A 26,179-nucleotide genomic window follows, 5' to 3' on the forward strand; every position below is an offset into this window, starting at 1 on the left:
CCGTCAGTCGGGGCGGCGGTCGTTTATCGGTGCTGGTCCTCGCCGCGTCCGACCGGAGCCATCGAGCGCGGGTCGCGGTCCGGCCCCGGATACTCGCCGCCGACCGCCTCGGGATAGAGGTTCTCGGCCGAGAACACCGCCGCGAACGCCCGCGGCTCCCGGACGCTCACGGGGAGGCGGTCGCGGAGCCCGGCGGCGGCCTCCGCCCCCGTGAGCGACGGGTCGAGGCTCACGACCTGCATCGCGGCGCCGCGGTACGCCGACGCCAGCGCAGGGTGGTCGCCCGCGGGATGCGCCGTCGGCTCGCGCCACGCCTCGACCGCGTCGCGCCAGTCGGCCGCGAGGTCGGCGTCGGAGATCTCGGCGATCACCGCCTCGGCGTCGTCGAGCAGGGCGTCGCTGGCGACGAGCGTCGTCCACGAGTGCGCGCGAAGCGCGTCGAGCGCCTCGCGGGCCGCGCCGCCGACGAGGAGGTCCGTCGCGAGGACGTCCGCGTCGGCGACGACGCGGGCGGGGCTCGGCTCGCGGTCGGCGGGGGAGACGTCGGCGTCGCTCTCGGCGTCGCCGTCGTCGGACTCTCCCCCGCTCCCGGAGCCAGATCGGCGATCCGCGAGCGCGACGCGCACCGCGTCCTCGGTCGCGTCGCGGTCGGCGGCCCGCTCGAACAGGTCGGCGAAGGTCATGGCCGGACCGTGGTCCGCCACGGGTATCGGCGTTGCGACTGCGCGAGCCGTCGGTCGCCCGCGACGCCCGCGACGTCCGTCGAAAGCGTCCTGATCGGCAGGACCGGACCGCTCACTCGAGCCGGTCCGCGAGGTCGTGGAACCCCTCGATGACGAGGTCCGGCTCGGGACCCAGCTCCTCCGTCGGGAGCGTCTCCCCGGGGCGGGAGACCCACGCGGTCGACATGCCGGCGTGTTTCGCGCCCCAGACGTCGCGCATCCCGCCGCCGGAGGCGTGCAGTATCTCCCCGATCGGCGTGTCGGTCCGCTCCGCCGCGTTTTCGTAGATCCCCGCCTCCGGTTTGTACGTCTCCACCTCGTCGGCGCTGATCGCGTCCGTCACGACGTCGCCGAGGTCCGCCGCCGCGACCAGGTGCTCCAGCATCTCGGGCGAGCCGTTCGAGACGATGTACACCTCGTACCCCAGGTCGGTGATCCGCCCGATCCCGTCCCGAACGTCGTCGAAGATCGACAGCTCGTCCTCGTACACCGTGCGCCGGATCTCGTCGCGGGTCGCCTCCGGCACGTCGTGTCCGTTCGCTTCGAGGGCGTATCGGAGGCCCTGTCCGATGAGCTCCCAGAACGGCCGGTAGGCGTCGATGTCGTTCGCGATCATCGAGTACTGGAGGTACTGCGCGCGCCACAGCTGCGAGACGCTCTCGGCGTCGTCGAGGCCGTCGACGTGCGCTTCCAGCACCGCCTCCTGCGAGCCGATGTCCACGAGCGTGCTGTACGAGTCGACGGTGACGGTCGAGACGGAGTCGAGGTCCATGGTCGTGGTACTGCGGCCCACATCATAACCGTAGTGAATCCCGCCACGACGACGGTCGCACGGTCGCCGCGGGGCAGAGCGGGGCCGACCGCGTCGCGGACGGGACCGTGTTCGCGCGGGAACGGACCGGAGAAAGAGCCTAGGCCGAGATTTGAACTCGGGGTCTCGTCCTTACCAAGGACGCGCTTTACCGCTAAGCTACCCAGGCACGCAATCAGTCGTTGACCGGATTCGACTTTATGGGTTTCGATCCGCCGCCGAGTCGTCGCCCGATCCGAGGGGACGCCGGCGACGCCGTCGCGGGGTCGGGATTCGCCTTCCCGGTCCGCCTTCCCGGTCCGTCTTACCGGTCCGTCGCGCTCACGGCGCGGTCCGAGATGTCGGCGATCCGGTCGGCGGTCGCGTCCGGGAGCGCACGCCCCGGCGGCGGGAACTCGCCGTCGTAGTCGGCCGCCAGCTCGCGGGCGTACGTCAGTAGCTCTTCCGGCGGGTCGCCGCCGACGGCCGTGGTGCCGGCGACGACCGCCAGTTCGAGGGCGTCGACCTCCAGGTTCCGGTCGAGCGCGGCCGCCGCGGCGGGGTCGGTCCCATCGCGGTCGCGGAGCGTCTGGTCTCGGCCGAACGCGCGCACGACCTCGACCGCGGCGCCGGCCGCGTCGGTACACGCCAGCAGCGAGAAGCCGCGCGAGACGAGCACGTCGGCCGTGAGCACGTCCATGTCGGCGTCGATGTCGGTCTCGCTGGTGGGCGCGGTCAGCCACGGCTCCTCGTGGGCCACCGTGCGGGTGAGCCGCAGTCCCTCGTAGATGAGCTGCACGCCCGCCGCCCGGTCGACGAGCTCGTCGGAGCGCACGTCGGGGTCGACCGCCCGGGCCGTGACGAGCGCCAGAACACCGGGCGTCACGGCGGCGTCCAGAATACGGCTCTCGAGGGCCTCGCGCAGTTGCTCGGGCTCGACGTCCGCGAGCGCCTCGTGAGCGGCCTCACGCGCTCGCGCGGCATCGTCCATTGCCATGAGGTAGTCGAGCGAAGGGCAAAGACCTTTGGAAACCGCCGGGATACGACGGCGTGATCCGCACCAGCACCGACGGCCGCGTCCGCGTCGTCACGATCGACCGCCCGGAGCGGCGAAACGCCCTCCGTCCCGAGGACCTAGACGCGCTCCGGCGGGCCGTCGACCGCGCCGAAACGCCCGTCACGTACCTTCGCGGCGCCGGCGACGCCTTCTGTGCCGGCGCCGACCTCGACGCCGTCGCCGGCCTCGACCGAGACGACGAGGCCGACGCGGCGTCGTTCGCTCGGCGGGGACAGCGCACCGCCGCGGCGATCGCGGCGGCTGACACGGTCGTCGTCTGCGGGATCGACGGCGCGGCCCGCGGCGGAGGCGTCGAACTCGCGCTCGCGGCCGACGTCCGAGCCGCCACGCCCGCGGCGACGTTCGCCGAGCCGGGCGTCGAGTTCGGCCTGTTCGGGGCGTGGGGCGGCACGGTCCGACTCCCGCGGGTGATGCGCGAGGGCGACGCCCTCGAGTTCGCGCTCTCGGGCCGCGTCCTCGACGCCGATGAGGCGCTCCGGACCGGGCTCGTCTCCCGGGTCGTCGACGACCCGCGCGCGGTCGCCGACGTCATCGCGGACGGAAAGCCGGACGCGCTGCGGACGGTCAAGCGACGGGTGCGTGACCGGCAGGACGACGCGATGCAGGCGGACGCGGAGGCGAAGGCGTTCGCCGCCCTCGTCCGGTCGCACGGGGCGAACATCGCGGCATCGCGGACGGAGTGAGCCGCGCGGGCGAAGCGGTCCGACCCCGGCGCAGTCCCGATGTGACAGGTTTAAGTGAACCTCCGACCAATCTGTAAGTGCGAAGCACGCACCGGTAGTGTAGTGGTATCACGCAACCTTGCCATGGTTGCAACCCGAGTTCAAATCTCGGCCGGTGCATTTCTCGAACGTAGTGAGAGAAATCGCCGAGTGATTTGAACGCTATCAGTCGCGCGCAGCGAACGGAGTGAGCGAGCACGTCTGATTCTGAGTTCAAATCTCGGCCGGTGCACTTCCGACTGACTCCGTCAGTCGACGTTCGTCTCACTTCGTTCGACGAACTCCCTCCGGTCGTGCACCGCCCTGACTCCCCGCTCGCGCTGTCGCCGGCGCTACGCGCCGGCTGCAAGAGGGACCTCCGGTCCCTCCCTGCTCGCGGGGAGTCTCGGCCGGTGCATTTTCTAACTGACTCCGTCAGTTAGCGTTCGCTTCACTCCGTTCAGCGAACTCGCGAACGAAGTGAGAGAAATCACCAACTCAGTCAGCTAGCGTTCGGTCTCCTACGCGAGCGAATCGACCCCGCGGTCACCCGGGGCTCCCGGCGGCGCGAACCTGTCCGCTTAACCGGACGTGTGTCGTTGTAGCGAGTATATGATTGAGGTCTTACTTCTCGTCGGTTTCGTGGTCGCGGCGTTCGTCGGGTACAACATCGGCGGCGCCACGACCGGTCCGGCCTTCGGGCCGGCCGTCGGATCGGGAGTGCTCTCGAAGTCGGGCGCCGCGGCGCTGATGTCGATCTTCTTCTTCATCGGCGCCGGGACGCTCGGACAGCGCGTCGTGACGACGCTCGGGGAGGACCTCGTCACCGGCGGGAACGTGTTCACGCTGGAAACGAGCATCGTGGTCCTCTTCTTCATCGGCGGCGCGCTGTTCGTCGGGAACTTCGCCGGCGTCCCCGCGTCGACGTCGATGACGGCCGTCGGGGCGATCGCGGGTCTCGGGCTCGCGACGGGCACCCTCGACCGGGCGGTGATGGGCGAGATCGCCATCTGGTGGATCGTCGCGCCCATCATCGGCTTCTGGGTGTCGGGCGTCGTGGGGCGCTACTTCTACCCGGCCATCGACAACTGGGTGGCGATAGACAGCACCGAGGGGGCGCTGTTCGAGTTCGACCGCTCCGGGCTGGTCCCGAAGCCGGTGGCGGGCCCGAACACGACCCGGCGCGAGCTCTTCGGCGGATTCGTCGTCATCGCCATCGGCTGTCTGATGGCGTTCTCGTCGGGCACCTCGAACATCGCGAACGCGATCGCGCCCCTCGTCGCGCTCGACAACGTCGAGATGACGCCGATGATCCTGCTCGGGAGCGCCGCCGTCGCGGTCGGCGCGTTCACGATCGCCCGGCGGACGCTCGACACGCTCGGCAACGACATCACCGACCTCCCGCTGACCGCGGCGATCGTCGTCGCCTGCGTCTCCTCCGGGATCGTCATCAGCCTCTCGGCGGTCGGGATCCCGGCGTCGTTCGTCATCATCGCGACGATGTCGATCGTCGGGCTCGGCTGGGGGCGCGCGACCCGGACCGTCACGGTGCGGCAGGGGATCAGCGGCGAGAAGGAGCCGAAGGTGTCCGTCGGCGCGCTGAAGGCGGACGGGACGGGCAAGATCGGCGAGGGCGACCCGACCGACATCCCCTCGGCGTCGGACCTGTTCAACCCGAGCACGAGCGCGCGCGTCGTCCTGATGCAGAACGTCGTTCCGATCCTCTCGACCGTCGGCGCGCTCGTCACGTTCACGATCCTGTTCCGCTTCGTCTGGTAGGGCTCGACCGCTCTTCCCGCGCCGACCCGGCTACCGTCCGAACCGCCGCTGTCGGTCCTGGAAGTCGAGGACCGCGCGCAGGTAGTCGCGGCGCCTGAAGTCGCGCCAGTTCACGTCCGTGAAGTAGAGCTCGGCGTACACCGACTGCCAGATCGCGAAGTCGGAGAGCCGCTCCGCGCCCGTCTTGATAACGAGGTCCGGCTCCTCCGGGAACACGAGCCGGTCGGCGACGTCGTCCGCGTCGATCGACGCCGGATCGAGCTCGCCGACGTCGACGTCGCTCGCGAGTTCGCGGACCGCGGCCGCGAACTCGGCCTTTCCGCCGAGTCCGACGGTGATTCTGATGGGGGCGTCGTCGCCGTCTGCGCTACCCGCCTCGCCGTCCGCGCCACCCGCCGCGCCGTCCGCGCCACTCGCCTCGCCGCCTGCGCTCTGCTCCCCGTCGGCGTCGTCCGGCCCGCGAACGACGAACGGGGCGGGCGCGTCGAGCCGCCGGAGCTCTCTCGCGAGCGTCGGGACCACTGACTCGTCGAGCACCGAGACCGAGACGGTGACGCGCCGGGCGCCGTACTCCAGCGCCCACCCGAGCGCCTCGGAGAGGGTGTCGAACGCGCCGTCGGCGAGGAGGTCCCGCTCCGTGATGACGATCGCGACGTGCTCGGGGGGGTCCCCGTCGTGGAGTCGGTGGCGGACGGCGAGATACGCGTCGTACAGGCCCACGTGAGACGCTTCCGTCGCGAGAATTTAAAATCCCACGTCCGCCGACGAGGGGTTTAATTCGGCGTCGGCCCTATCTGCGTCGATGGCAGACAGCTACCGCGGGGTGTTCGGCGCGATCCCCTACGCGATCCGGCACACCGAGTCGTGGACCATGCGCGTCTACGGGGTGGTCGGCGCGCTCACAGCCGGGCTGATCGCGACAGTCGTCACCCTCGCGCTCGTCGTCTGGATGGCGGAGACTGCCGACGTGCAGAGCGGAACGTTCCTGTTCTCGCGGTCGCTGTACGTGATCGCCGGCTTTGCCGCGGTCGCGCCGCTGCTGGCGCCGCTGCTGTTCGTCGCGCGTCGCCACCGCCGCGGCGACCCCGTGCGGTCGGGATACGACCGGAAGATGGCGTACGGCGGCTTCCTGTTCCTCCTGTCGCTGTACGTCGGCATGGTGATCTCCGCGCCGGCGGCGCTGCGAGACCCGACCGAGTCCGCGGTCGTGAACGCCCTCTACGCGCTCCCGCGGCTCGCCGGCTTCGTCCCCCCGGCCGCCGCCGCGGTCACCGTGTTCGCGATCCACTACCGGCTCCGTGTCACCGGCGACGGCGCGATCGACAACGCGGACAGCGCGGGCGAATCCCCGACTTCGGCGGACGACCCACCGGTCGACGACGACTGACGCGGCTCGAAACCCCGAAAAGGGTCGGCCACCTACCACGGAGCAATGACCGACGAGCCGGAGCGCACCGACGCGGATGGGCCGGACGACGCCGACGGGACGGAGCCGACGGACGGCAAGGAGAGCACGTTCCTCGTCACGCACGTCGAGAGCGGCTCGGCGGTGCTGAAAGACGTCCACGACGGACAGGTACACACGCTGAGCTCGAACCCCGGACTCGAGGCCGACGATGCGGTCGAGGCCACCGTCGCGCCCGATCCGCCGATGGAGGTCACGTATCGGGTGATCGACGTCGCGGAGCGCCGACGCCTTTCGATCGAGGAGAGCGAGGAGCCGCCCACCGTCCACGAGCGCGAGCTCGCGGCGGAGACGCCGACGGGAGAGCTCGCCCGTGAGCCGCGCGCGGGCGAGGGCGAGGTCCACGTGTTGACGCCGCCCGAGTCGGACACCGAGAGCGCGGTCGCCGACGTGATCGAGGACCGCGAGGCGACGCTCTCCCGCGCCGCCCGGCTCGGCGTGAACCGCGTCGAGATCCGGTCGGAGCCGGGCGTGGTCAGCGTGCGCTACATGCCCTGACTCAGTCGACTCCGGCGGCCGGGTCCGACGGACCGGCGGCGCTCTGCACCCGCCAGCCGCCGTCGACGTCGCCGGTACGCGCCTCGTAGTCGACGGTCGTCTCGGCCGTCACGGCCGCCGCGTCGACCGGGTCGCCGTCGACCTCGATCCGCTCCACGCGGAACGGCACGTCGAGGCTGTCTCCGCAGCACCCGACGTCGACGAACTCCTCGCGGACGTCGCCGACCGCGACATCGTCCATGACCCGCGCGAAGTACGACCGGTAGCGGTCCGTCTCGATCTGGTCGCGGCCCCAGTCGCTGAGCCCCTCGGGATACGAGAGGACGACGCGGGCCGCTTCGGGTGTACTCATAGGTGATGGTAACACGCCGTTCGGTTAGTTTGTTTCGGCGATCCGCGCCGCGCTCGCCCGAGCGGGACCGACCGAACGCGCCGGCTCGCGGCCGAGTGAGAAGGCTTATTCGCGCCCGCGCAGGAACCGGTATTTATGGTAGCGATCGAGGCACCGGAGGTCAACTACACCGAGTACTCGAACCGGCAGCTCGTGGCGATCCCGCTCGCCGTCCTCGTTCTCGCGCTCGCGATCATCTTGGGATGGTATCTCGTCACGGGAGCGCCGGCGAACCTGGGACTGGCGTTCACGGGCGGCGTCGAGCTCCGGATCGCCGACGACGGTGGTAACGTCGAGGAACGCATCGAAACAGAGTTCGACAGACGGCCCGACTCGATCCGGTCGATCCCCGCCGACGACGTGTACGTCGTCACCTTCCGCGCGGCCGACGAGGACCCCGAGGGACTGGCAGAGGAGCTCGCGCAACAGGCGGACGACGCGGGGCTCGCCACGACCGCGGTCGACCAGGTGTCGCCGAGCTTCGCCAGCGACACGGCCCGGACCGCGGTGTTCGGGGTCGCGCTGGCGTTCCTCGGGATGAGCGTGCTCGTGTTCGCACTGTTCCGGACGTTCATCCCCTCGCTCGCGGTGGTCGCCTCGGCGTTCTCCGACCTGGTCATCCCGGTCGCGGTGATGAACCTGCTCGGGATCCAGATGACGCTCGGGACGATCGCGGCGCTCCTGATGATCATCGGGTACAGCGTCGACTCCGACATCCTGTTGAACAACTCCGTGTTACGCCGGACGGGCGACTTCTACGAGTCGGTGAGCCGCGCGATGCGGACCGGTGTCACGATGACGCTCACGTCGATGGCCGCGATGATCGTGATGGCGATCGTCGCGACCCTCTTCGGCGTCGACCTGCTGCGTAACATCGGGATCATCCTCGCGGTCGGCCTCTGTGCCGACCTGATGAACACGTACCTGCTGAACGTCTCGCTGCTCCGCTGGTACAAGTTCGAGGGGGTGAAGCGCTGATGTTGGAACCGATCAAGAACAACTGGCGCATCCTGCTGCTCGTCGTCGTCGTGGTCGGCGCGTCGGTCGCGCTGTTCGCCCCGCAGTTCGCCCCGGAGACCGCGCCGGGCGAGAACCAGAGCGAGGCGAGCCAGGGAATCACGAACCTCCAGTACGGGCTGGACCTGGAGGGCGGCACCCGCGTCCGGGCCCCCCTGAAGGGGTACACCGCCACCGGCGTCGACTTCGCCGGCGACAATCCCCCGGCGGTCGAACGGGCCGTCGCCGACGAGCTCGACGGGGTGCAGCTCCGCGACGTCGGATCGAGCTTCGGCGAGGACGAGCAGGCCGTCGAGGTCACCGACCCGTCCGTGAGCGAGGAGGAGTTCCGCGCGGCGATGGACGCCTCGGGCTACTCCTACGAGAGCATCCGCCCCGGCGTAACCGCAGAGACCCGCGACCTCACCCAGAGCATCATCGAGGGCAAGATCAACGAGGCGGGGCTCTCGGGCGGGAGCGTCCAGCAGGTCCAGTCGCTCACCGGCGAGTACTTCATGCTCGTCGAGGTGCCTGGCGAAGGCCGGAGCGACGTCGTCTCGCTGCTGCAGGAGCGGGGGACGGTCCAGATCGACATCGCGTATCCGAGCGATAACGGCACCGCCGTCGATGAAGCGGTGCTCACGCAGGAGGACTTCGAGAACATCGGGACGGCGTCGCAGCGGGACCGCGGCACGGGATCGTACGTCCCCGTGACGGTCAGGAACACCGCCTCCGACGGCCAGCCGTCGCCCGCGGAGCAGTTCCAGCAGGCCGTCGCCGACCGCGGCTTCGCCTCGGCGTACCAGTCCCAGGCGGACCGCTGCGAGTACAACCCCGAGACGGGCGAACTGGGGAACTCCAACCCCTGCCTCCTGCTCACGGTCGACGGCGAAGTCGTCAACTCCTTCGGGATGGACCCGGGGCTCGCCGACAGCATGGCGAGCGGCTCGTGGGCCGACACCCCGAACTTCGAGCTGACCACGCCCGAATTCACGACGGCGCAGGAGATATCGGTCAACCTGCGCGCCGGCGCGCTGCCGGCCGAGCTCGACATCAGCGGGGAGGGGACCTCCAGCACCATCTCGGCCGCGCAGGGGGAGAACTACAAGAACTACTCGCTGGTGACGGGGATCCTCGCGGTGTTCGCGGTCGCGGGGATGGTGTTCCTGCGCTACCGCGAGCCCGCGGTGGCGCTGCCGATGATCGTCACGGCGCTCGCGGAGGTGTACGCCCTGCTCGGCTTCGCCGCGCTCGTGAGCTATCCGATAGAGCTGGCGGTCATCGCCGGCTTCATCGCGGTCGTCGGGACAGGCGTCGACGACTTGGTGATCATCGCCGACGAGGTGATGAGCGAGGGCGAGGTGAACTCACGAAAGGTGTTCAACTCCCGGTTCCGTCGGGCCTTCTGGGTCATCGGCGCCGCCGCCGCGACGACGATCGTCGCGATGTCGCCGCTGATGGTGCTCTCGCTCGGAGACCTCTCCGGGTTCGCGATCTTCACCATCCTCGGCGTCCTGATCGGCGTCCTGATCACCCGACCCGCCTACGGCGACATCCTCCGTCGCCTGCTGACGATCCGGTGAGACGACGCGGCGGCGATCCGATCCCCCCGTCTCGCCGCCTCGCGACCGCCTTTCCGCCGCGCCGTTCGGTCTTTCGTGTGGAGTGAAAAGCCAACAAATTCTTAATTTAGAGTCCTCTAAACCGTCCATGACGACCGGCGGCCGCCTCGAGGCGGAGAGCTCGACCGACGAGCGTCGAGGGGACGGAACCGAATGACCTACACCGAGATACTGATCGTCGCGTTCGCGGCCCAGATCGCCGTGCTCCCCGGCGAGAAGGTCCAGTTCATGATAGCCGCGCTGTCGACGCGGTACGACCCGAAGGTCGTCGTCGCGGCCGCCGCGTCGGCGTTCGCCGGGTGGACCGCGGTCGAGATCGCCTTCGGGCAGGCGCTGCAGTCGGCGCTGCCGGGAGTCGTCCTCGACGCCGTGACCGCCTCCCTGTTCTTCGCGTTCGCGTACCTCCTGTACCGGTCGATGCCGGAGCGCGACGCCGGACGGGTCGCGTCCAGCGACGGCGGCACGGAGCCACTGACCGCCGGCGCCGAGACGCCGGACCCCCCGGCGGTCGACGCCGACTACGCCGACCTCGACTCGGTCTCGCTTCCCGGTCCGCTCGACCGGTACGGGGGGTCGTTCGGCGGCTTCCTCCCGATATTCGCCCTCATGGCCACCGGCGAGTTCGGCGACAAGACGCAGTTGGTCACGATCGGGCTGGCGGTGCAGTACGGGGCGACCTCCGCGATATGGGTCGGCGAGATGCTCGCGATCGTTCCGATCAGCCTCGCCAACGCGTACTTCTTCCACACGTTCGCCCACCGCTTCGACGTGCGGCGCGCGCACATCGCCTCCGCGGCGCTGTTCGCCTTCTTCGGGGCCGACACGGTCCTCTCGATCGTCGCGAACGTCTCCGTATGGGAGACGTTCATCGGCGCCGTGAGCGGGGCGGCTTCGGCGCTCGTTTAATCGTCGTCCAGGAAGTCGTCTAGAACTCGTCGAGCCCCGACTGCTCTGCGGCCGCCAACACGTCGTCGCAGGTCGCCCACGACCGACGGGCGCAGTCCGGGACGTCGCCGGTGTCGGCGACGTACGCCCGCAGGAACGACCGCGTCGTCGGGTCGCTCGGGTAGCCGCTCCCGACGCCGTCGTACGTCGGGTACCGGTCGTCGATCGCGGCCATCCGGGCGTCGCGGGCCACCTTGGCGACCACGCTCGCCGCGCCGACGACCGGGTCGTCCTCGTCGGCGCCGTGGAAGGCCTCGACGTCGACCGGAGGGAGGGCGGCGCGTTCGCCGACCGCGGGGTCGTCGATCCCTCTCCCGTCGGCCGCGGAGCCGTCGCCGCCGGGGTCGTCACCTCTCTCGACGAACTCGCCGAGCCGACGCGCGAACCGCGCCTCGCTGGTGTCGCCCGCGTCGGCGACGACGCGGACCGGTTCCGCCGGACGTTCCCCGCCGGCGACGCCCTCGATCTCGCCCAGCGCGGCCCGCACCGCCCGCGCCTGCCCGCGGACCGTGAGCGTGTTCATGTCGGTGTCGGGCCGGTCGATCTCCGCGGGCTCCACGAACGCGACCCCGACCGCGACGCGGTCGCTTCCGCGCATCGTCTCGGCCATCGCCTCGCGTCGCTCGGGGGAGAGCCGCTTCGAGTCGTCGACGTCGGCCGGGAGGCTCGCCGGGTCGGCGAACACGGCCGCCGAGACCATCGGTCCGAGCACGGGCCCCTTGCCGGCCTCGTCGACGCCGAGGTACACGCGTCGCTCGTCGTCGTCGAACGGTAAATACGTTCAGAAAGCGAACGGGCTCAGTCGATGAGGACCGCGTTGACCTGCCCGGTCTGGCCGGGACGCGAGGTGACGCGGGCGCGGCCGGCGGACGTGTCGATGACGGCGCCCTTGGTGACGATGTTCCGTCGGGCGTAGTTGACGTTCGAGGGGTTGTCGACGACGTTCTCGATCTCGGCCTCGCTGACCTCGCCGCCGTCGGCGACCTGCGCGACGTTCGTCGAGAGCGCGCGGACCTTCCGCTCCGTGCCGCGGGAGTCGATGTACTGGACCCGCGTCTCGCCGACGGTGGTCTCGGCGGGCTCTCGGCCGAGCTGGTGGCGCTTCTTGTTCGAGGCGTGCTTGAGTCGGCCGCCCGTCCGCTTGCGCGTGGAGCGTCCCTGGTCTTTCATACAGGTACGAACAGCCAGCGAATACTTGAACCGTTCGACTCGACTCGGTCCCGAGGCGGCGCGTGACGGGTCGGACGGGACGCGACGGCCCCGCGCACGGATTCGCCGGGAGCGCCGAACGCGGCCGCGGGGACCGGCACGCGAGTCAGCGCGAACCGGCGAGCGGGGTCACGCGAACCGGCGCTCGAACTCCCGGATCCCCTCGTCGGTGCCGACGACGACGAGCTCGTCGCCGTCGCCGATCCGCGTGTCGGGACCGATCTCGGTCAGGGTCTCTCCGTCGCGCTCGACCGCGATGACGGTGCAGCCGGTCGCCTCGCGCACGTTCGCCCTGCCGACCGTCCGCCCGACGAGCCGCGGCACGCGGCTCTTGACGACCTCCACCTGCTGGTCCAGGGAGAGCACGTCGCGTCCCTCGATGACGGTCGAGGCGGACATCCGGCCGGTGACGGTCGCGAGAGAGAGCACGTAGTCGGCGCCCGCGCGGTGCATCTTCCGGACGCTCGCGGCCTCCTCGACCCGTGCGAGGATCTGCGTGTTCGGCGCTAAATCGCGGATCACGAGCGTCGTGAACTCCGTCGTGGTGTCTTCGGGCAGCGCGAGCACGACGGTCCGCGCCGACTCGACGCCCGCGGCCCGCAGCGTCTCCGGCTCGGTGGCGTCGCCGACCACGTCGACGCCCTCGGCGTCCGCCCGGTCCACGACCGTGACGGGCAGGTCTGCGTCTTCGAGCGTCTCGGCGACGGTCCGGCCGACCTGCCCGTACCCGATCACCACGGTCTCGCCCGCGCCGAATCGCCGCGTGGCGGAGTTCGTCAGCTCGACGAGCCGCTCCAGCTGATCCGGCCGCCCGGAGACGAGCAGGACCGTCCCGGCCGACAGCGTCGCGTCCGGCGGGGGCGCCGCGTCGAACTCGCCGTTGAACCACACGCCGATGACGTTGACGCCGGCGCGTTCGCGGATCCCGCTATCGCCGAGGGCCGACCCGGCCAGCGGACTCCCGTGCGGGACCGACACCTCCGCGAGCTGCAGCGAGTCGCCGATGGCGACCGCCTCGCCGAGATCGGTCTGCAGCGCGGTCGTCACCTTCGCGGCGAGGCTCTCGCCGAGCAGCGACCGCGGCGAGAGCACCTCGTCCGCGCCGGCGAGGCGGTGGTACCGCTCGCGCTCCGGGTCTTCGACGATGCTGATGACCCGCACCTCCGGCGACAGCTCCTTCGCGGCGAGCACGATGCTCGCGTCGACCTTGTCGGAGACGTCCGTTATCAGCGCCCGCGCGTCGGGCAGGTTCGCGGCCGCCAACCCGTCCGTCGACTCCGGGTCGGCACGGATCGCGGTCTGCCCCGCTTCGTGGAGCCGTACCGCTCGGTCGTTGTCCGGCTCGACGATCGCGTACGGTATGTCCCTGGAGTCGAACTCCTCGATGAGCGCCATCGACCGGGAGGTGTCCGAACAGACGACGACGTGACCCGACAGCGCTCCGTCCACCGACGTGGGGGCGCTCGTCGAGAACGCCTCTTCCAACAGCGGCGTCACCACGACCGGCAGCGCGCCGATCAGGAGGACCATCCCGACGAGGTCCATCACCGCGATGAACGCGTTCAACTGCTGGCTCTCCCAGGGCGCGTCGCCGCCGAATCCGGTGGTGGTGAACATCTCGATCGAGAAGCGCAGCGCCTCGATCATCGTGCGCGGGTCGCCCTCGTACACCCGCATCCCGTATCGGTAGGCGATCGCGGTGAAGATCAGCACGAAGAGGACGAAGGCGAAGTACCCGACGACGCGGCGCTTCCACGAGTCCATCGGTCCGTTGTACGCCGCCCACCCACAAAAACGGGCCGCGTCCGGCCGCGTGACGGATGCGGTTGCGGTCGCGACCGCGGCCGGGCCGAAGTTCGATGGTTTAAGACACGGGGGGGCCCAACTGGGGAACATGGTGCGGGACCCGTCGCGCGAGGAGGATCCGCCGTCGGTCGACGACGTGCTGGACGCACTGGCCGACGACGCCGCGCGCCGGATCGTGACGGCACTCACCGAGCCGAAGACGGCGAGCGACCTCTCCGAGGAGTGCGACATCCCCCTGTCGACGACGTATCGGAAGCTGGAGAAGCTCACCGACGCCTCCCTGCTCCGGGAGTCGACGGACATCCGCCGCGACGGGCAACACACGACGCGCTACTCCGTCTCGTTCGACTCCGTGACGGTCTCGATCGACCACGCGGACGACGAGGCGGACGAGTCGCGCGATCTCACCGTCGAGTTCTCCCGTCCGGAGCGCACGCGGGACGAACGGCTGGCCGACCTGTGGTCGGAACTGCGAGAGGAAACATGACAACGCACATCGACCTCGCCATCATCGTGGCAAAGACCGCCATCCTCGTGCTCGGTGGCAGCATCACCTACTACGCGCTCCGCGCGTACGGCAGGACCGGCGACCCCTCGCTGCGCGCGCTGGGGCTCGGCTTCGGGATCGTGACGATCGGCGCGCTGATCGGCGGCGTCTCTCACCAGATCATCGGCGCGTCTCTGGCGGCGGGGATCGCGATCAACAGCCTGCTGACCGCGGTCGGCTTCGGCGTCATCGTCTACTCGCTGTACGTGGAGTGACCCCGCTCGCGGGGCCGCTCCGGATTCGACGTCGAGCCGGGAGAAGTGGGGCCGGTGGACGTCGAGCCAGATGGACGTCGATCCCGGGGGAGGTGTCGACGTCCGACGAACCCCGCTTTCGGTAGCCTTTTGCGGCGCTCCGCCCTCGGACCGCCTAATGAGCGACGCACGCGAGGAGCTCTCTCGCCGGATCGCCGGCGAGATAACGCTCAGCGACGACCCCGGAGCGACGCTCCGGAAGTGGCGGACCGACTTCGACGTCTCACAGACCGAGCTCGCCGAGCAGCTCGACGTCTCCTCGTCGGTGATCTCCGACTACGAGAGCGGGCGTCGGGAGAGCCCGGGGATCGGCATCGTCCGCCGGATCGTCGACGGCCTCCTCGATATCGACGAGCGGCGCGGAGGCGGGCGCCTCCGACAGTACGCCCGCGTGCTCTCGGCGGGCTTCGAGAGCGACATCGTCCACGCCCTCCGCGAGTACTCGACCGCGGTGCCGGTCGAGGAGTTCTACGAGGCGATGGACGCCACGGAGGTCGTTCGCGGCGACCAGGACCACGTCAACGGTCACACCGTCATCAACTCTATCGAGGCGATCACGCGGCTCTCCAGCGAGGAGTTCTACCGGCTGTACGGTCAGTCGACGAACCGCGCGCTCGTGTTCACGGGCGTGACCCGCGGCGAGTCGCCGCTGGTCGCCCTCCGGGTCGTGAGCCCGACGCCGAACGCGGTCGTCCTCCACGGCATCGAGTCCGAGGACCTCTGGGAGCACGCGGCCGACCTCGCCCGCGTCGACCGCTTCTCGCTGGCGACGTCGACGCGCGACCTCGACGACTGCCTGGCCGACCTGCAGGCGCTCTGAGCGCCCCGGCGAGCTGTCTCCCGGCCTCGGGACCTGACCCGCCCGAACCGCGGGCCTGAAACCGCCGGCGCTCCTTCGACCGCGTATGACCGACGAGTACGCCGAGCGGCTCCGCGCCAACCGCCGCGAGAAGGACGAGTTTTTCGCCGAGCACCCGCAGTCGCCGATCCCGCTCGAGCACCGCGACGGGTTCGACGGGCTCGACTACTTCCCGCCGGACGAGGACTACCGCGTCGAGGCGACCGTGACGGTCCACGGCGACCCCGAGCCCGTCGAGATGGAGACCACCGCGAGCAACCCGGTCCGATACCTCAGAGTCGTCACCTTCGCGTTCGAGGTCGACGGCGAGGAGCACGCGCTCGCCGGCTACCGACAGGAGGGCGAGGACGGCGAGATATTCGTCCCGTTCCGCGACAAGACGACCGGCCAGCAGACGTACTACCAAGGCAGGTACATGGAGCTCGAACCGGAGGGAGAGCTCGCCGACGGCGACGTCGTCGTCCTCGATTTCAACCTCGCGTACAACCCCTTCTGCGCGTACAGCGAGACGTTCGCCTGCCCGCTCCCGCCCGAGGAGAACTGGCTGGAGATCGTCGTCCCGGCCGGGGAGCGCGCACCGGACATCGAGTAGTCGGGGGCTCGTCACCGCCGCGTCGCCGTCGGCGGCGACGCGGCCCACCGCACGTCGCCGCGCGGCGTTCGGTGCGCTGAAACCGCGCTCGGAGCCGACCGCTTTCGAAGGAGAGACTCGACGCTCGATGCGGAGTAGAGAAGACGAGAGAGGGTCGTTCGCGCCGCGCTACCGCTCTAACTCGACCGTCAGGTCGGTCGCGATCCACGCGTCCGTGTTCCCCTGCTCCGTGAAGACGGTTCGATCGGGCGAGCAGCGGCTCGCCGCGACGATCGGCCGTGCGTCCGTCGACTCCTCTGTGCCGTCTTCGATCCGGTCTTCGGCGCTGCGCCCGATCCGGTCCCCAGTGCTCATTACCAGTCTGTCAGAGGCACGGGTGGTTATAGGTTTCGGTCGGCCTAAACCCTCGCCGCGATCGGGGCGATCCCCGCACCGGTGCGATCGCGGCGATCCGCGCGGGGAATCGGAGCGCATTACCAGCCGGCGGCACTCCGGTGTCTCGATGACGGATTCGCTCTTCGCGCCGCTCACGCTACGCGACACCGAGCTCCGGAACCGCGTCATGCTGTCGCCGATGTGCCAGTACTCCGCGGACGACGGGTTCGCGAACGACTGGCATCGGATCCACCTCGGCTCCCGCGCGGTCGGCGGCGCCGGCGCCGTGATGACCGAGGCGACCGCGGTCGAGGAGCGCGGTCGGATCACCCCGGGCTGTCTCGGGATCTGGTCCGACGAACACGCCGACGCGATCGAGCCGATCGTCGACTTCGTCCGGTCGCAGGGCGCGACGCCCGGTATCCAGCTGGCCCACGCCGGCCGCAAGGCCTCCCACCGCCCGCCGGCCGAGGGCGGCGATCCGATCCCCGCGGACGACCCCGCGGGCTGGGAGACGATATCCGCGACCGACGAGCCGTACCCAGACGGCGACCGCTCCGAGACCGGCGAATCCGCGGCGACCCGCCGGATGGACGGTGACGACATCGCCGACGTGACCGAGTCGTTCGCCGACGCCGCGGCGCGCGCGCTCGACGCCGGCTTCGAGATCGCCGAGGTCCACGCGGCCCACGGCTACCTGCTCCACCAGTTCTGCTCGCCGATCACCAACGACCGCGACGACGAGTACGGCGGGAGCTTCGAGGACCGGACCCGACTCCTCCGGGAGGTCGTCGCGACCGTCCGAGACGTCTGGCCCGAGGAGAAGCCCGTCTTCGTCCGGATCTCCGCGACGGACTGGCTCCCCGACCGCGACTCGTGGGACGTCGACGACTCCGTGCGGCTGGCGCCGCTGCTCGCCGAGGCCGGCGCCGACCTGATCGACGTCTCCGGCGGCGGGATCCACCCCGACCAGCGGATTCCGGGGACCGGACCGGGGTACCAGGTGCCGTACGCCGAGGCGATCCGCGAGGAGACCGACGTGCCCGTCGCCGCCGTCGGCGGGATCACGGGCCCGACCCACGCTGACGCCCTCGTCCGGAACGGTCGGGCCGACCTCGTCGCGCTCGGCCGCGAGCTGCTCCGGCACCCGTACTGGCCGCTGGAGGCCGCCCACGAGCTCGGCGCGGACGTCGAGTGGCCGGTGCAGTACCGCCGCGGCCGGTTCGACTGAGGTCGGGTCCGACCGGGTCGACTGCGATCGGTCGCGGCCGATTCGACTGAGGCCCCCTCTCACGCTCCGGGAAGACTTATTCCGCTCCCGCGAGCCGACCGCGTATGGAGTACCGACCGTTTCCCGAGGAGCGCGCCGACGAGTTCGGCGCGTTCATGCGGTACGCCTTCGCTCCCGCGGACGGCCCCTACGACCCCGACGAGGCCGACGACCACGACACGATCGCCGAGCGGCGCGGTCTCTTCGACGCGGCCGACGACACCGTCGCGGTCTGCGCGCACCACCTTTTCGCGCTGCGGATCCGCGGCGCCGACCGCGAGGTCGCCGGGCTCTCCGCGGTCGCCTCCTCGCCCGAGCACCGCCGCCGGGGACACGTCGCCCGGCTGCTCCGCGAGTCGCTGGCGGAGTACCGCGACCGCGGCGTCGACGTCTCGGTGCTGTGGCCCTTCGAGTACGCGTTCTACGCGAACTACGGCTGGGCGACCGCGAGCCGCTACCGCTATCTCACCGCGCCCCCCGAACAGCTCGGCTTCGTCGACGACCTCGTCGCGACGACGGGCGACGCGGCCGGGGCCTTCCGCCCGCTCGACGAGGGCGACTTCGCGGCGGTCGAGCCGGTGCTCGCGGCGACGGCGGACCGCTACGACCTCACCATGGACTGGACCGAGGAGTGGTGGCGCGAGCGGACCCTCTCGGGCTGGACGACCGACCCGTTCGTCTACGGCTGGGAGCGCGACGGGGACCTCCGCGGGCTCTGTCGGTACGAGTTCGACGACGACCCCGACGACGCCGGGGAGACCGTCATGCGCGTCTCCGACGCCGCCGCCGTCGACGACGAGGCGTGGTTCCAGCTGCTGCGGTTCTGCCGCAACCACGACTCGCAGGTCGCCGAGGTCCGGGTCCGAGCGCCGCCGGACGCCCCGCTGCTCGACCTCGTCGAAGACCCCCGCGCCGTCGACTGCGAGGTCCGGACCGGGCCGATGGTCCGGCTCGTCGACGTCGCCGGCGCCGTGGAGGCGCTCGACCCGGACCCCGCCGTCGAGGCGACGCTCTCGCTCGCGGTCGTCGACCCGCTCGCGGCGTGGAACGACGCGACGTTCCGGGTCGCGGTCGTCGACGGAGACGTCGCAGTCGAGCCGTTCGACGCCGAGCCCGCGAGCCCGGACGCGACCGTCGACGTCGGCGCCCTCTCGCAGCTGTACGTCGGCTACCGCTCCGTCGACGAGGCGGTCCGTGCCGGGAGACTCGCGGCCGGCGACGGGACCGACTTCGACGACGGCGTCGCCGCCGCGCTCCGCGGCCTGTTCCCGCCGCGGACGACGCACCTCCGCGAGGGGTTCTGAGTCGCCGCGTCGGCGACGTCACGCGCCGGGACGCGACCGTCAGCGCCGGCCGGGCTTTTTATCCGCGCGCCGCGTACTCGGTGGTATGAGTTCCCGCGACGACCGACGCGACGACGAGCTCGAGGAGCGGCTCGACGAGCTCGAAGACGTCCTGACCGAGCTGCGGCGCGACCTCGGGGAGAGCGAGCGGGACCGACGGGGGCCGCCGCGACCGCCCCGCCTCTCCGAGCTACTCCGGTTCACCGAGCAGTACACGATCCCGACGGTCATCGCGCTCCTGGAGACGACGATCAAGTCGCTCGAACTGCTCCGGGGGACGCTCCGGCTCGCCGACCCCGGCCGGAGCCTCGCCGACGAGTCCGGCGCGACTGCCGACCGCCTCGCCGACGTCCGCGACGGCGCGAGCGCCGGCCTCGCTCGGTCGCTCTCGGAGCTCCGGACCGCGCTTTCGGAGGCCGACCTCCCGGAGGAGGCCGCCTCGCGCTCGATCATCACCGACGCCCGCGACCTCACCGCCGAGATCGAGTCGCGGATCGAGGAGGGCCGTCGGGAGGCCGACGCCGCGCGGCGACCCGGGCGGGACGACGACCGCCGGAAGGACCGCGGGGCGGGCGGCCCCGAGTCCGACGCCCGAGACGGGGGCCGCGCCCGCGACGACGACTCCCCCGGCCGGGACCGCGGCGTTCGGATCGACGTGACCGACCCCGACGCGGAGCCCGAAGCGAGCGGGGCCGACGAGGAGACGGAGGACGACCCGGCGCCCGAGGTCGACGTCGAGTCCGAGCTTGAGTCGATCAAGCGACAGATCGACGGCGACGAGGCGGACGACGCCGACGCCGTTGACGAGGCGGACGCGAGCGATGACGCGGGTGCCGGTTCGGACGCCGGCGACCCGACCGACGCCGACGGCTCCACCGATGACGACCGGGACGACGCGGCCGAGGAGGGCGACGGAGACGGCCGCGACGCGAACTGACCCGCTCGCCTCCCGCGCCGCTCTCGCCGTTCGTTTTTAAAAGTCCACGCCGAGCCGGTCGGCGACGCGCTCCGCGGAGTCGACGAGCAGGGCGTCGTCGTCGGTGAACACCTCCAGCGCGACGGTGCCGTCGAACTCGTCGAGTTCGGCCGCGACGGCCCCGTAGTCCACCTCGCCGGCACCGACCGGGAGGTGGGTGTCGCCGCGGCGGCGCACGTCGTGACAGTGGAGGTGCGAGACCCGGTCGCCGTGGGCGCGGAGGAACCGCGTTATCGCCCTGTTGTCGCCCTCCATGTACGCGTGTCCCACGTCGAAGCAGATCGGGGTGTCAGTCTCCCGGGCGATGTCGCCGAGGACGGAGAGCTGGAGCCCCGCGTGCTGGTGGCCGACGTTCTCGACGACGACCTCGACGCCCGCCTCGCGGCCGGCGTCGGCGACCCGTCGGAGCTGGTCGGCGGCCGTCTGCCGGAACTCGATGTCGTCGCGGTCGGCCGACGTCGCGTGGAGCACCGCCTTCTCCGCGCCGAGGTCGCCGGCCGCCTCCAGGAGGCGCCACTGGTAGTCGACGATGGCGTCGTTGACCTCGGGGACGTAGCTGGCCAGTCGCTGGCTGTACGGGAGGTGGACGAGCAGGTCGCGGCCGGCGAGCGCGTCGGTCAGCCGCCCCCGGTCGATCTCTCCCGGGACGAGCGTCGGCTCGCCGACCCCGAGCTCGCAGAAGTCGAACCGCGACGGCGACGCCGCGAGCCGGTCGAGGTCGTCGCCGACGGTGAGACCGATCTCCATGTCGGCGGTGGGTGCGGCGGAGATTTATAAGTAGTGGCGCTGGCGGTGCGGCCGGCGGTGTCGCCGGGGCGGTCGCGGATCGATCCCCGCCTCAGTCGTCGAGGCGGTCGCGGATCGATCCCCGCCTCAGTCGTCGAGCGGGTTGTCGACGTCGATCTCGCCGGAATCGATCTCGGCCTCGACCTCGCGAACCGCGGTCACCATGTTCTCCATCTTGCCGTACGCGATCTCCCGGGGCAGGAGCTTCAGCCCGCAGTCGGGCGAGATCGTGAGCTTCTCCGGCGGGACGACGCGGAGCCCCTGCCGGACGTTCTCCTTGATCTCCTCGACGGACTCGATCTCGGCCGTGTGCGCGTCGACGACGCCGAGCGCGAGGTCGGGCTCGAACTCGGGGTCAGTGAACGTCGGGATCTGCTCGAAGTCGCCGTTACACAGCTCGACGTCGAACTCGTCGATCGGGTAGTCGTTGATCTCGGGGTAGATCCGCGAGTAGTCGCCGTAACAGACGTGGAGCCCGATGCGGACCTCCTCGTCGATACCCGAGACGATCCGCTCTAAGGCCTCGCCGACGATGGCGTGGTCCTCCGGCGTCGTCGCCAGCGCGGGCTCATCGATCTGGATGTAGCGCGCGCCCGCCTCGACCAGCTTCTCGACCTCTTCGTTGACGAGGTCGGCGAGGTCGTAGACGAGCTCCTCGGTGGAGGGGTACGCCTCGTTGAACGCCCAGAAGCCGAGCGTGTACGGCCCCGTGATGGGGACCTTGACGGGGCGCTCGGCGACGTTCGAGGTGAAGTCGAACTCGTCGACGAGCCACGGCTCGTCGTACTCGACCTCCTCGACGACCGACGGCTTGTCGAAGTAGTTGTGACCCCACACCTTCACGGGGCCGTTGAACTCGTAGCCGTCGATGCGGTCGGCGAAGAACTCCACCATCTCGTTGCGGCGCATCTCGCCGTCGACGACCGTGTCGAGTCCGGCGCGCTCGTGCTCGTGCGTGATGAGCCGACAGGCGTCGTCGTGGGCCTCCTCGAGGTCCGCGGCGTCGAACTTCGAGTCCGGGTCGTCGACGAGCTCGTCCGCCCGGTTCAGCCACTTCGGCTTCGGGTACGAGCCGACGACGGTCGTCAGCAGGAACGCGTCGTTCGGGTGGTCGTTCGGGCGGAACTGTTCGCGGTTGGCGTCTGGGTTTCGGACCATTAGTCGAGCACCTCCGCGGCGGCGGCGAGCGCGTTCAGCTTCGCGCGGTACTTGTTCGCTGGCAGGTAGAACAGCTCCGTATTAGGGGTGAGGTAGGTCCGGTCGAACCCCTCGGCGGGGATCTGCGACTCGAACCACTCGACCCGCTCCGCGACCGTCTCTGGCTCCTCGACGAGCGTGTTCTGCCCGTCGACGAGCCCGAGCGCGAGCGAGTCGGTGGAGCCGAACTCCTGGACGTTGTACACCGTGTCGTCGCGGTCGCCGGCGACGAGGTCGAGCCCGAGCGCGTCGGCGCCGGCCTCGTCGACGAGGTGCGCGTACAGCTTCTCGCCGAGCGCGCCGTACGAGGTCTGTACCACGACGTCCGCGTCGGTCGCGTCGGCGACCGTCGCGATGGCGTCCGTCGCGGTCGACTCCGCTCCCTCGGCGGGCGGGTTCGTCACCAGCGATGGTTCGAGGAGGAACAGCGTCTCGTGGGCGGGGAACGCCTCGACCTCGCCAGCGAGGAACTCGGCGATCGCGGCCTGGAACGCCGCCTCGTCGCCGTAGTGCTCGTCGCTCGCGAGGTCGGCCAGCGAGTACGGACCCGGCAGCGTCGCGGCGAGGGGCGCCTCGCCGTCGATCAGGTCGGCCGCGGACTCCAGCTCGCGCGCCACGTCGCCGGAGAAGTCGAGGTCGGCGACCACGCGGGGGTCGCGGTAGAAGTTGTTGTTGTCGTAGTACCGCACGATACCGCCGGTCTCGACGCCGTCGTGCACCGTCAGCGGGTGCGCGATCATGTCGTCCCAGCGGCCCTGCCCCTCGACGACCCGGTCGAGGCCGGCGTCCAGCTGGTCGTCGACGAACTCCGCGCGGACCTCGTCGTACTGCTCGACGATCGCCTCGCTCTCGTCGCCGCTCAGTAGGTCGCCCTTCTGGTGACCCTTGAGGTCCGAGAGCGTCTCTTTCGCCCAGTCCGGGAGCGGGTACAGTCCCGGCGTGGCCGCGACACGTTCAGTCATCACCAGTGGTTCGATATGCCGCCGTATAATATTTGCTAATGCGTATTATACCCGATAGTTATTAGCGGCGGTCGGCCGAACGGTTAAGCCGACGGTCGGGGATCGGTACCCATGACCGTCGTCTCCCTGTTCCCCTCCGCGACCGAGCTGGCGGCCGCGCTCGGCGCGACGCCCGCCGCGGTCTCGCATCAGTGCGACCGCCCGCCCGCGGTCGAGGACCGGCCGACGCTCACCGGGCTCGTCCGCGACCTCGATGCCGACCCCGCCGACCTCGACCGAGTCGCCGCCCACGACGACACCTACTACCTCGACGGCGACCGACTCGCCGCGGCCGACCCGGACGCGGTCCTCACGCAGGGCGTCTGCGCGGTGTGCGCGCTCGACGCCGGGCTCGCGCGCCGCGCGGTGGAGCGGCTCGACCTCGACGCGGCGGTGCTCGACGTCCACGCCGACGACCTCGCCGACGTCCTCGCGAACGTCGAGCGGGTCGGCGAGGCCGTCGGCCGTCCGGCGGCCGCGGCCGCGCTCCGCGACGACCTCGACGCCCGGATCGACGCCGTCGCCGGCGCGGTCCCCCGGGCCGACGCGACCGCCTCGGCCAGCACGACCCCGTCGACCGCCTCCCGCCCCCGCGTCGCCGTCCTCGACTGGACCGACCCGCTGCGCCACGCCGGGCTCTGGGTCCCCGACCTGATACGGATCGCCGGCGGGGAGGCCGGGCCCGTCGCGGCCGGAGAACGGTCGCGGAAGATCGGGCTCGACGAACTGCGCGCCTTCGACCCGGAGGTCGTCGTGATCGGTCCCTGTAGCGCCGACGTCGGCGAGGCCCGGCGCGCGGCCGCCGACCTGCTGGAGCGCGAGTCGATCGGCGACGTGACGGCGGTGCGCGACGGGCGGGTGTACGCGATGGACGGCACCGCCTACCTGAACCGCCACAGCCACCGCGTCGTCGACACGCTGGAGGCGCTGGCGGCCGTGATCCACCCGGACCGATTCGGGGAGTACGGCGAGAAGGTGCGGCGCGTCGGCTCGGGTGCCGTCGGGAACTCGACGAGCGGCTAGCGCGGCTTATTCCCGTCGGTCGAGCCGCAGCACGGAGAGCGTCTCGAACGGGAACGACTCCTCGACGGCGACCTCGTGGTCGAAGCCGGCGTCGTCGATCAGCCCGAGCACTTCCTCGTAGCCGGTCAGCGAGGAGACGAGCAGCAGGACGACGCCGCCGGGCGCGAGGACGCGCCCCACGTCGTCGAGGAACGGCTCGATCAGCTCCCGCCCCGACTCGCCCCCGGAGAGCGCGTGCTCCATCCAGTCGCCCCACTCGTTGTCGGGGTCGGTCGGGAGGTACGGGGGATTGAAACAGACGGTGTCGAAGCCGTCCGCGCGGAACGGGGCACAGAGATCGGCGACGACGGCCTCGACGCCGCGTTTACGGGCCTCACGCGCCGCGTGCGGGTTGAGGTCGGTGCCGACCACGTCCAGGTCGCGCTCCGCGGCGATCCGCGCCGCGACCCAGCCGGAGCCGGTGCCGACCTCCAGCACGCGGCCGCGAGCGGCCTCGACCGCGGCCTCGGCGAGGAGGCCGGAGTCCTCGGCGGGCTGGTAGACGACGGCGTCGTCGACGCCGCGCCGCGCGGCGAGGTCGGGCCCGGGATCGGAGTCCCCGTCCGGCACGCTCCCGTCGCTCACTCGTCTGCCCCCTCGGCGGCGTTGCCGGACCCTGCACTCGCGTCGTCGCCTCCGTCACTCGACCCGTCGGCCGGCTCGCCGCCGTCGCTTCGGTTGCCGCCACCTCGGGTCGCCGCCCGCCCCTCGACCGACGCGTCGAGCTGCGGGCCGGACGCGCTCTCTTCCCGGGCGGAGAGCGTCTGCTGCGGGAACGGGATGACGATCCCCTCGGCCTCCAGCGCGGACTTGATCGCGCCCATCGCGGCCGTCTGGGTGCGCCAGCGCTTCCGCATGCTCGGGTTCCGGATCCAGTACCGGGCGCCGAAGACGACCGCCGAGTCGTCGAACCGCTTCGTCACGGCATCCGGCTCGGGCATCGCGGCGATGTCGTCGACGCCGGCGATCGCCTCCTCGATCACCGCCGCCGCGCGCTCGAGGTCGGTCGCGTAGTCGACGCCGACCTCGACCTCGATCCGCAGGCGGTTCCGGCGCGACCGGTCGATTATCGAGCCCGACCGCACGTCGTCGTTCGGCAGCGTGACCATCTCGCCGTCGAAGGACCGGAGGCGCGTGCTCATGATCGAGATCTCGGTGACCGTCCCCTCGTGGTCCCCGACCTCGACCCAGTCGCCGACCTCGAAGGGGCGGGAGAACATGAGCACGAACCCGGCGAGCACCGCGCCGAGCGTCTGGCGGGCGGCCATCCCGACCACGATCCCCAGAAACCCCGCGCCGACGAGGAGCCCGCCGACGTTGTCCGTGAACAGGCCGACCACGACGAGCAGCGCGAGGGTGTACACCGTCAGCTGCGTGAGCCGCCGGACCACCTCCTCTTGGTGGTCGGTGAGGACGGTGCTGTCGGCGGAGATCTCGCGGATGACGCCGCCGAGGAAGTCGGTGACGGCGTAGGCGCTCGCCAGCAGCACCACCGCGATCACGACGTTCGACAGCTGGTCCGTGATCGCGGCCGCCTCGAACGCGTCGAGGAGCGCGCCGCTGCGGTCCCACACCGCGAGCAGCGAGATCGCGCCGACGGCGGTGGCGGCGCCGACCGACGCCGAGAGCAGCAGGCGCTGGGTCGAGGTGAGCTCGCCGTCGCGCCGCTTCGCCCACGCGGTGAGCAGCCGCACGCCGAGGACGGCCGCGATGATGAGGACGGAGGCGAGAGTGCGCTTGACGTTCTCGGTCAGGGCGTCGTACACGCCCCCCGCCGGACCGGCGGCGTCGCCGCCGGCGGTCAGCAGTTCCGGGAGGGTCGCGGCGGAGAGCGGGCTGACGGAGAGCGGGCCGACGGAGAGCGGGTCAACGGGAAGTGAGCCGACCGCCAGGACGGCGTCTACGAGCGCCATCC

Annotated in this window: 29 protein-coding genes and 2 tRNA genes; 16 read left to right on the forward strand and 15 right to left on the reverse strand. The window is 70.9% G+C overall.

All coding sequences use genetic code 11. The features are described from left to right. Positions 1 to 23: 23 nt before the first annotated feature. From DJ81_RS02820 to DJ81_RS02835, 4 genes are all read right to left on the reverse strand, one after another. Positions 24 to 683, reverse strand: coding sequence for a hypothetical protein (locus tag DJ81_RS02820; protein WP_094557801.1), 660 nt, complete (start codon positions 681 to 683; stop codon positions 24 to 26). 112 nt (positions 684 to 795) lie between these two features. Next, on the reverse strand, positions 796 to 1,494 hold the full coding sequence (locus tag DJ81_RS02825; protein WP_094588356.1) for a haloacid dehalogenase type II: 699 nt from the start codon (positions 1,492 to 1,494) through the stop codon (positions 796 to 798). A 136-nt stretch (positions 1,495 to 1,630) separates the two neighbouring features. After that, positions 1,631 to 1,702: transfer RNA gene (locus DJ81_RS02830), tRNA-Thr, on the reverse strand. A gap of 135 nt (positions 1,703 to 1,837) precedes the next feature. Further along, positions 1,838 to 2,503, reverse strand: a complete 666-nt coding sequence (locus DJ81_RS02835; RefSeq protein WP_094525686.1) for a hypothetical protein — start codon at positions 2,501 to 2,503, stop codon at positions 1,838 to 1,840. A gap of 59 nt (positions 2,504 to 2,562) precedes the next feature. On the opposite strand from DJ81_RS02835, the gene DJ81_RS02840 reads away from it, so the two are divergent. The 3 genes from DJ81_RS02840 to DJ81_RS02850 all read left to right on the forward strand — a co-directional run bounded on the left by DJ81_RS02840 (position 2,563) and on the right by DJ81_RS02850 (position 5,070). Next, positions 2,563 to 3,273, forward strand: a complete 711-nt coding sequence (locus DJ81_RS02840; protein WP_094588358.1) for an enoyl-CoA hydratase/isomerase family protein — start codon at positions 2,563 to 2,565, stop codon at positions 3,271 to 3,273. A gap of 88 nt (positions 3,274 to 3,361) precedes the next feature. After that, positions 3,362 to 3,432: transfer RNA gene (locus DJ81_RS02845), tRNA-Gly, on the forward strand. Positions 3,433 to 3,903: 471 nt separating this feature from the next. Further along, positions 3,904 to 5,070, forward strand: a complete 1,167-nt coding sequence (locus DJ81_RS02850) for an inorganic phosphate transporter (protein WP_094525690.1) — start codon at positions 3,904 to 3,906, stop codon at positions 5,068 to 5,070. Positions 5,071 to 5,100: 30 nt separating this feature from the next. Here the strand turns inward: DJ81_RS02850 and DJ81_RS02855 are convergent, their stop codons facing one another. Then, a complete protein-coding gene (locus DJ81_RS02855) occupies positions 5,101 to 5,790 on the reverse strand; it encodes an undecaprenyl diphosphate synthase family protein (RefSeq protein ID WP_094588360.1) in 690 nt (229 codons plus the stop codon). 82 nt (positions 5,791 to 5,872) lie between these two features. Between DJ81_RS02855 and DJ81_RS02860 the strand changes: the two genes are divergently transcribed. Continuing rightward, positions 5,873 to 6,457, forward strand: coding sequence for a hypothetical protein (locus tag DJ81_RS02860; RefSeq protein ID WP_094588362.1), 585 nt, complete (start codon positions 5,873 to 5,875; stop codon positions 6,455 to 6,457). A 45-nt stretch (positions 6,458 to 6,502) separates the two neighbouring features. Next, on the forward strand, positions 6,503 to 7,033 hold the full coding sequence (locus DJ81_RS02865; protein WP_249269059.1) for a DUF5812 family protein: 531 nt from the start codon (positions 6,503 to 6,505) through the stop codon (positions 7,031 to 7,033). A 1-nt stretch (position 7,034) separates the two neighbouring features. Here the strand turns inward: DJ81_RS02865 and DJ81_RS02870 are convergent, their stop codons facing one another. Further along, complete coding sequence (locus DJ81_RS02870) at positions 7,035 to 7,385, reverse strand: hypothetical protein (protein WP_094527353.1); 351 nt, start codon at positions 7,383 to 7,385, stop codon at positions 7,035 to 7,037. A 135-nt stretch (positions 7,386 to 7,520) separates the two neighbouring features. Between DJ81_RS02870 and secF the strand changes: the two genes are divergently transcribed. The 3 genes from secF (at position 7,521) to DJ81_RS02885 (ending at position 10,948) form a co-directional block, all read left to right on the forward strand. After that, entirely contained in the window at positions 7,521 to 8,402 is an 882-nt protein-coding gene (gene secF / locus DJ81_RS02875) for a protein translocase subunit SecF (RefSeq protein WP_094588364.1), read from the forward strand. Next, positions 8,402 to 10,003 carry a preprotein translocase subunit SecD gene (locus DJ81_RS02880; RefSeq protein WP_094525698.1) on the forward strand — a complete coding sequence of 534 codons (1,602 nt, stop codon included), beginning with the start codon at positions 8,402 to 8,404 and terminating at the stop codon, positions 10,001 to 10,003. The genes secF and DJ81_RS02880 overlap by 1 nt, the downstream gene beginning before the upstream one ends. A gap of 192 nt (positions 10,004 to 10,195) precedes the next feature. Continuing rightward, positions 10,196 to 10,948 carry a TMEM165/GDT1 family protein gene (locus tag DJ81_RS02885; protein WP_094588366.1) on the forward strand — a complete coding sequence of 251 codons (753 nt, stop codon included), beginning with the start codon at positions 10,196 to 10,198 and terminating at the stop codon, positions 10,946 to 10,948. A gap of 19 nt (positions 10,949 to 10,967) precedes the next feature. Here DJ81_RS02885 and DJ81_RS02890 read toward each other — a convergent pair whose 3' ends face one another. The 3 genes from DJ81_RS02890 to DJ81_RS02900 all read right to left on the reverse strand — a co-directional run bounded on the left by DJ81_RS02890 (position 10,968) and on the right by DJ81_RS02900 (position 13,960). Continuing rightward, positions 10,968 to 11,735 carry a ribonuclease HII gene (locus tag DJ81_RS02890; RefSeq protein WP_094588368.1) on the reverse strand — a complete coding sequence of 256 codons (768 nt, stop codon included), beginning with the start codon at positions 11,733 to 11,735 and terminating at the stop codon, positions 10,968 to 10,970. Positions 11,736 to 11,785: 50 nt separating this feature from the next. Then, entirely contained in the window at positions 11,786 to 12,157 is a 372-nt protein-coding gene (locus DJ81_RS02895; RefSeq protein WP_094527355.1) for a 30S ribosomal protein S8e, read from the reverse strand. Positions 12,158 to 12,325: 168 nt separating this feature from the next. Beyond that, positions 12,326 to 13,960 carry a TrkA family potassium uptake protein gene (locus DJ81_RS02900; protein WP_094588370.1) on the reverse strand — a complete coding sequence of 545 codons (1,635 nt, stop codon included), beginning with the start codon at positions 13,958 to 13,960 and terminating at the stop codon, positions 12,326 to 12,328. A 130-nt stretch (positions 13,961 to 14,090) separates the two neighbouring features. Between DJ81_RS02900 and DJ81_RS02905 the strand changes: the two genes are divergently transcribed. The 4 genes from DJ81_RS02905 (at position 14,091) to DJ81_RS02920 (ending at position 16,254) form a co-directional block, all read left to right on the forward strand. Further along, a complete protein-coding gene (locus tag DJ81_RS02905; RefSeq protein ID WP_094525706.1) occupies positions 14,091 to 14,489 on the forward strand; it encodes a helix-turn-helix domain-containing protein in 399 nt (132 codons plus the stop codon). Further along, positions 14,486 to 14,764: a hypothetical protein gene (locus tag DJ81_RS02910; RefSeq protein WP_094525708.1), complete on the forward strand. Its 279-nt coding sequence runs from the start codon at positions 14,486 to 14,488 to the stop codon at positions 14,762 to 14,764. The genes DJ81_RS02905 and DJ81_RS02910 overlap by 4 nt, the downstream gene beginning before the upstream one ends. A gap of 157 nt (positions 14,765 to 14,921) precedes the next feature. Continuing rightward, on the forward strand, positions 14,922 to 15,623 hold the full coding sequence (locus tag DJ81_RS02915) for a helix-turn-helix domain-containing protein (protein WP_094525710.1): 702 nt from the start codon (positions 14,922 to 14,924) through the stop codon (positions 15,621 to 15,623). 85 nt (positions 15,624 to 15,708) lie between these two features. Further along, positions 15,709 to 16,254 carry a DUF1684 domain-containing protein gene (locus DJ81_RS02920; protein WP_094588372.1) on the forward strand — a complete coding sequence of 182 codons (546 nt, stop codon included), beginning with the start codon at positions 15,709 to 15,711 and terminating at the stop codon, positions 16,252 to 16,254. Between the two features lie 168 nt (positions 16,255 to 16,422). Here the strand turns inward: DJ81_RS02920 and DJ81_RS02925 are convergent, their stop codons facing one another. After that, positions 16,423 to 16,608, reverse strand: coding sequence for a hypothetical protein (locus DJ81_RS02925; protein ID WP_094525714.1), 186 nt, complete (start codon positions 16,606 to 16,608; stop codon positions 16,423 to 16,425). Between the two features lie 148 nt (positions 16,609 to 16,756). Between DJ81_RS02925 and DJ81_RS02930 the strand changes: the two genes are divergently transcribed. The 3 genes from DJ81_RS02930 to DJ81_RS02940 all read left to right on the forward strand — a co-directional run bounded on the left by DJ81_RS02930 (position 16,757) and on the right by DJ81_RS02940 (position 20,179). After that, positions 16,757 to 17,860 (forward strand): NADH:flavin oxidoreductase/NADH oxidase, encoded by a 1,104-nt coding sequence (locus DJ81_RS02930; protein ID WP_094588374.1) that lies wholly within the window; start codon positions 16,757 to 16,759, stop codon positions 17,858 to 17,860. A gap of 104 nt (positions 17,861 to 17,964) precedes the next feature. After that, entirely contained in the window at positions 17,965 to 19,203 is a 1,239-nt protein-coding gene (gene eis / locus DJ81_RS02935) for an enhanced intracellular survival protein Eis (protein WP_094588376.1), read from the forward strand. A gap of 85 nt (positions 19,204 to 19,288) precedes the next feature. Next, complete coding sequence (locus DJ81_RS02940) at positions 19,289 to 20,179, forward strand: hypothetical protein (RefSeq protein WP_094525719.1); 891 nt, start codon at positions 19,289 to 19,291, stop codon at positions 20,177 to 20,179. Positions 20,180 to 20,215: 36 nt separating this feature from the next. Here DJ81_RS02940 and DJ81_RS02945 read toward each other — a convergent pair whose 3' ends face one another. The 3 genes from DJ81_RS02945 to DJ81_RS02955 form a co-directional block, all read right to left on the reverse strand. Further along, on the reverse strand, positions 20,216 to 20,965 hold the full coding sequence (locus tag DJ81_RS02945) for a sugar phosphate isomerase/epimerase (protein WP_094588378.1): 750 nt from the start codon (positions 20,963 to 20,965) through the stop codon (positions 20,216 to 20,218). Positions 20,966 to 21,091: 126 nt separating this feature from the next. Then, on the reverse strand, positions 21,092 to 22,162 hold the full coding sequence (locus DJ81_RS02950; RefSeq protein WP_094557808.1) for a methionine synthase: 1,071 nt from the start codon (positions 22,160 to 22,162) through the stop codon (positions 21,092 to 21,094). Further along, complete coding sequence (locus DJ81_RS02955; protein WP_094527363.1) at positions 22,162 to 23,163, reverse strand: 5-methyltetrahydropteroyltriglutamate--homocysteine methyltransferase; 1,002 nt, start codon at positions 23,161 to 23,163, stop codon at positions 22,162 to 22,164. The genes DJ81_RS02950 and DJ81_RS02955 overlap by 1 nt, the downstream gene beginning before the upstream one ends. 111 nt (positions 23,164 to 23,274) lie before the next feature. Here DJ81_RS02955 and DJ81_RS02960 point away from each other — a divergent pair, with 111 nt between their 5' ends. Further along, a complete protein-coding gene (locus DJ81_RS02960; RefSeq protein WP_094527364.1) occupies positions 23,275 to 24,225 on the forward strand; it encodes an ABC transporter substrate-binding protein in 951 nt (316 codons plus the stop codon). A gap of 6 nt (positions 24,226 to 24,231) precedes the next feature. On the opposite strand, the gene DJ81_RS02965 is transcribed toward DJ81_RS02960, so the two are convergent. Both DJ81_RS02965 and DJ81_RS02970 read right to left on the reverse strand, forming a co-directional pair. Continuing rightward, a complete protein-coding gene (locus DJ81_RS02965; RefSeq protein ID WP_094525725.1) occupies positions 24,232 to 24,849 on the reverse strand; it encodes a HemK2/MTQ2 family protein methyltransferase in 618 nt (205 codons plus the stop codon). Next, positions 24,846 to 26,177: a mechanosensitive ion channel family protein gene (locus DJ81_RS02970; RefSeq protein ID WP_094588380.1), complete on the reverse strand. Its 1,332-nt coding sequence runs from the start codon at positions 26,175 to 26,177 to the stop codon at positions 24,846 to 24,848. The genes DJ81_RS02965 and DJ81_RS02970 overlap by 4 nt, the downstream gene beginning before the upstream one ends. Positions 26,178 to 26,179 lie beyond the last annotated feature (2 nt).

It is taken from the genome of Halorubrum sp. Hd13 (genome assembly GCF_002252755.1).
Classification (GTDB): domain Archaea; phylum Halobacteriota; class Halobacteria; order Halobacteriales; family Haloferacaceae; genus Halorubrum.